2 protein-coding genes and 1 pseudogene are annotated in these 3,412 nt (G+C 33.1%); 2 read left to right on the top strand and 1 reads right to left on the bottom strand.

The features are described 5' to 3' along the window. Positions 1-233: 233 nt before the first annotated feature. Complete coding sequence (locus ACJML3_RS06310) at positions 234-1,100, bottom strand: AraC family transcriptional regulator (protein ID WP_406021608.1); 867 nt, start codon at positions 1,098-1,100, stop codon at positions 234-236. A gap of 161 nt (positions 1,101-1,261) precedes the next feature. Here ACJML3_RS06310 and ACJML3_RS06305 point away from each other — a divergent pair. Both ACJML3_RS06305 and ACJML3_RS06300 read left to right on the top strand, forming a co-directional pair. Further along, positions 1,262-3,007, top strand: a pseudogene (locus ACJML3_RS06305) (alpha amylase N-terminal ig-like domain-containing protein). Positions 3,008-3,171: 164 nt separating this feature from the next. Further along, positions 3,172-3,412, top strand: a 241-nt coding sequence (locus ACJML3_RS06300) for a substrate-binding domain-containing protein (RefSeq protein WP_406021606.1), incomplete at its 3' end; no start/stop codon positions are given.

Below are 3,412 nucleotides of genomic sequence, written 5' to 3'. Positions count from 1 at the left end.
CTTTTCTGTGCTTCCAAGATTGCTTAAAGACCTTTAAATCCATAAAGAATTGTTTGGAAATTAAAACATAATTAAAAAAAGAAATGAGAAACTATGGAAGCGTGTAGATTGGACTTGTCCTAAATTTAACGTATTAATGATTTCTACAAAGCAAAGATAAACTTGTTGTTAAGTATCTAAACGGAGAAATATACATAACCGGAAGTTAAGCCGATATACATCTTTGAAAACAATTAGTGTTTGTTTCTGTATTCGGCTGGGCTCATTTTAAAATGCTTTGTGAATGCCCTGCTAAAATATGACTGATTGTTAAATCCGCAGTCTGTTGAAATATTTACAATTTTATCATCTGTTTCAGCAATCTTTTTTGCTGCCATTTTCAGGCGATATGCAATAAGAAAATTGTTAAAACTGTCTCCTGTAGCCTCTTTAAAAAGTTTCATAAAATGAGATGATGAAACATTGCACAGCTGGGCCATTTCTTCAACACTAAGAGGCTGTTCATACCTGTTTTCCACAGCATATATAGCCTCTTTTATTCTGTCATATGATTTGTTGTTTAATAAAACAGTGTCATTTGCCTCATAATATTCTGTAAGCGAACCTACTATTTTATAAAGATTGCCTAATACACCAAAAGCATACGAACTATAGCTGTGAGTCCAGTACTTCATCAGATCATTGCACTCATTTTTTATAGACTCTGTAATTTGTTCTTTATCTTTTAGGATGAACGGTAGTTTTACCGTATGCTTAATTAGAGGGGTCATAATCCTGTCGTATATTGGATCAGAATCGCTTCTTTTTAAAATTTCTGGTTTAAACAGCATACAGTAATACTCGCATGAGACGTTAGGAACCTGTTTCATGGAGTGAGGATAATCAGGCAATAAAAGAGCGATGTCACCTTTATTAGCAATGTATTTTTTTTCAAGTATAGTAAATTCGATGCTACCATTTACAACATAAACCAATTCGAATTCATTGTGATAATGAAGATCAAATTTAGTAATATGCTCTGGCATTTTTACATGGTAGATTGAATATGGAAATTCATTTATTCCATGATTCTTGCTTTCTTGAACAGCTATTTTTCCCATAACTCATTATTTCCTAGCTTTTTTTATAATTTAATAGGATTGTGTTATTGAGTAAATAGAAAAATGACAGAAAAGTGAACAATCTCTTCATAAAATAAATAGCACAATAAATAAAAAAACAATTACCTTTATCAAAGCTATTATAAAAAAGGCACAATTCTATGAATCAGGACGGAATTCGGCATGTATGTGGTTTCAATGACTGCTATTCTCTAAATGAGGATGAGCTTGTTATCTGTGTACATACTAATAAGTCTATTAAGACTGTTACTCTTATGTGCAATGATCCATATATCAATGGTTGTTCTGGAACTGATCCATGGGAGGGTGCTCCTGTTCAAATGCAACTGAAATATGAATTAAAAAATGAATTCATATATTCAGTAACTCTTAAACCTAAATTCAAAAGAATACAGTATTATTTTGTTCTCTCCGATTCAAAAGAGCAGTGTATGCTTTTTGAAGATGGTGTTTATGATCCTGAAATTATGAATAAGAAGGTGATTAAGCATTTCTTCAAGTTCGGTTGGATGAATAAGAATGATATTTGTTCCCATCCAAAATGGGTTGAGGATATTGTCTGGTATCAGATATTCCCAGACCGTTTTTGTAGGGTAGGAGATAAAAAGTCAGTATATGGAAAGAAGCTCAAGACTTGGTCTGTTAATACTCCTTTCGGCCGTCACGATCTTTTTGGTGGCAATCTAGAAGGTGTTGCAAGCAAACTTGAGTATTTAAAAGATCTTGGAGTAAACGGAATATATTTCAATCCTATTTTCTGTTCCGAGGAGAATCATAAATACTCAATTGATGATTATACAAAAGTCGATCCTGATTTTGGTACAAACGAATATTTTGCTGCTTAAGTTGAAAAAGCTCATAAATTAGGAATAAATGTAATGATTTATGCTGTATTCAATCATTCTGGTCCTAATTTCTTTGCTTGGAAAGATGTATGTGAAAAAGGAAAGGCATCAAAATACTATGACTGGTATTTTATAAATTCAGACGACTTTAATAAAAAGGGGGCAACTAAGGATTCTCGTTATTATTCCTTTGCTTTTGTTGATAATATGCCAAAGCTTGATACCAACAATGAAGAAGTGATGGAATATTTTCTTAACATATGTAAGAGGTGGGTCGATGAGTGGAATATTGATGGCATTCGCTTTGATGTTGGCAACGAAATATCTCATGCATTTATCAAGTATTTACGTAAGAATCTGAAGAAAGAATATCCTGAGCTTTATTTGTTAGGAGAGATATGGCTCGATTCATCAGTATATCTTCAGGGAGATGAATATGACTCTGTAATGAATTATCCATTCTTACAGTCTGTAAGTAATTTCTTTTTGGATGAAACACTTAATGCAAATGATTTCAGATACAAAATGAATTACTGCTACAGCATGTATCAAAGACAGATCAATAAGGCTCTATTTAATCTTATTGATAGTCATGATGTGGATAGAGCAATCTCCAGAGTCGGTTCTTATGACAAATTTATTCAGATGCTCAGCATTCTGATGACATTACCAGGATCACCATGTATCTATTATGGAACAGAGATTGGTCTTGATGGAAATAACGATCCTGACAACAGAAAGGTTATGCCTTGGGATGGTATAGAAAAACACGAATATGATGACACTCTGAAACTTTGCAAACAGCTTATAGGATTAAGACATGAATACTCTAGCACACTAAATAATGATGATGTTGACTTTGAGCCATCAGACAGCAGAGTGGTAACTTATACAGTTAATGGAAAGGATATTCTGAAAGTTACAATAAATGCGCAGAGTGATGAAATAAACTGCAAAATAAATGGAGACATTTTATTCTCCTACAAATATCACGATGGCTTGTTAAAAAATGGCGGAGTAATCATTCAGAAACTCTCTTAACAGAATATAATTGTGTCGTTGGGCAATTATGCAGTCAGCATAGTTGCCTTTTTTTTCTTAAAAATCAAAATATTAGAATTTTACAGAAATTTTACAATTCAGAGAATTCCATTTAACAATTGACTTGTACTCTAACAATGTAAACTTTATTGGAGTACATTCAAATGAAATTAAAAAAGACAATTCTGTGCGCTTTATGTGCAACAACTCTAGGATTAGGTTCATTACAAGCTAATGCTCAGTCAGTTATTACTGATGGTTCAACCTCAATGGAAAAAGTAATCGGCATTCTGATTGAATCTTTTGATGGTAACGGCATTGATGTAACTTACAATCCAACTGGTTCTGGTGCAGGTATTGCAGCTGTACATGAAGGTCGAGCAGATATCGGCTTATCTTCACGTG

This window comes from Succinivibrio sp. (assembly GCF_045124615.1).
Taxonomy (GTDB): domain Bacteria; phylum Pseudomonadota; class Gammaproteobacteria; order Enterobacterales; family Succinivibrionaceae; genus Succinivibrio; species Succinivibrio faecicola.
Note: the sequence above shows the minus strand (reverse complement) of the source record. Positions and strands in the feature narration are given on the sequence as shown.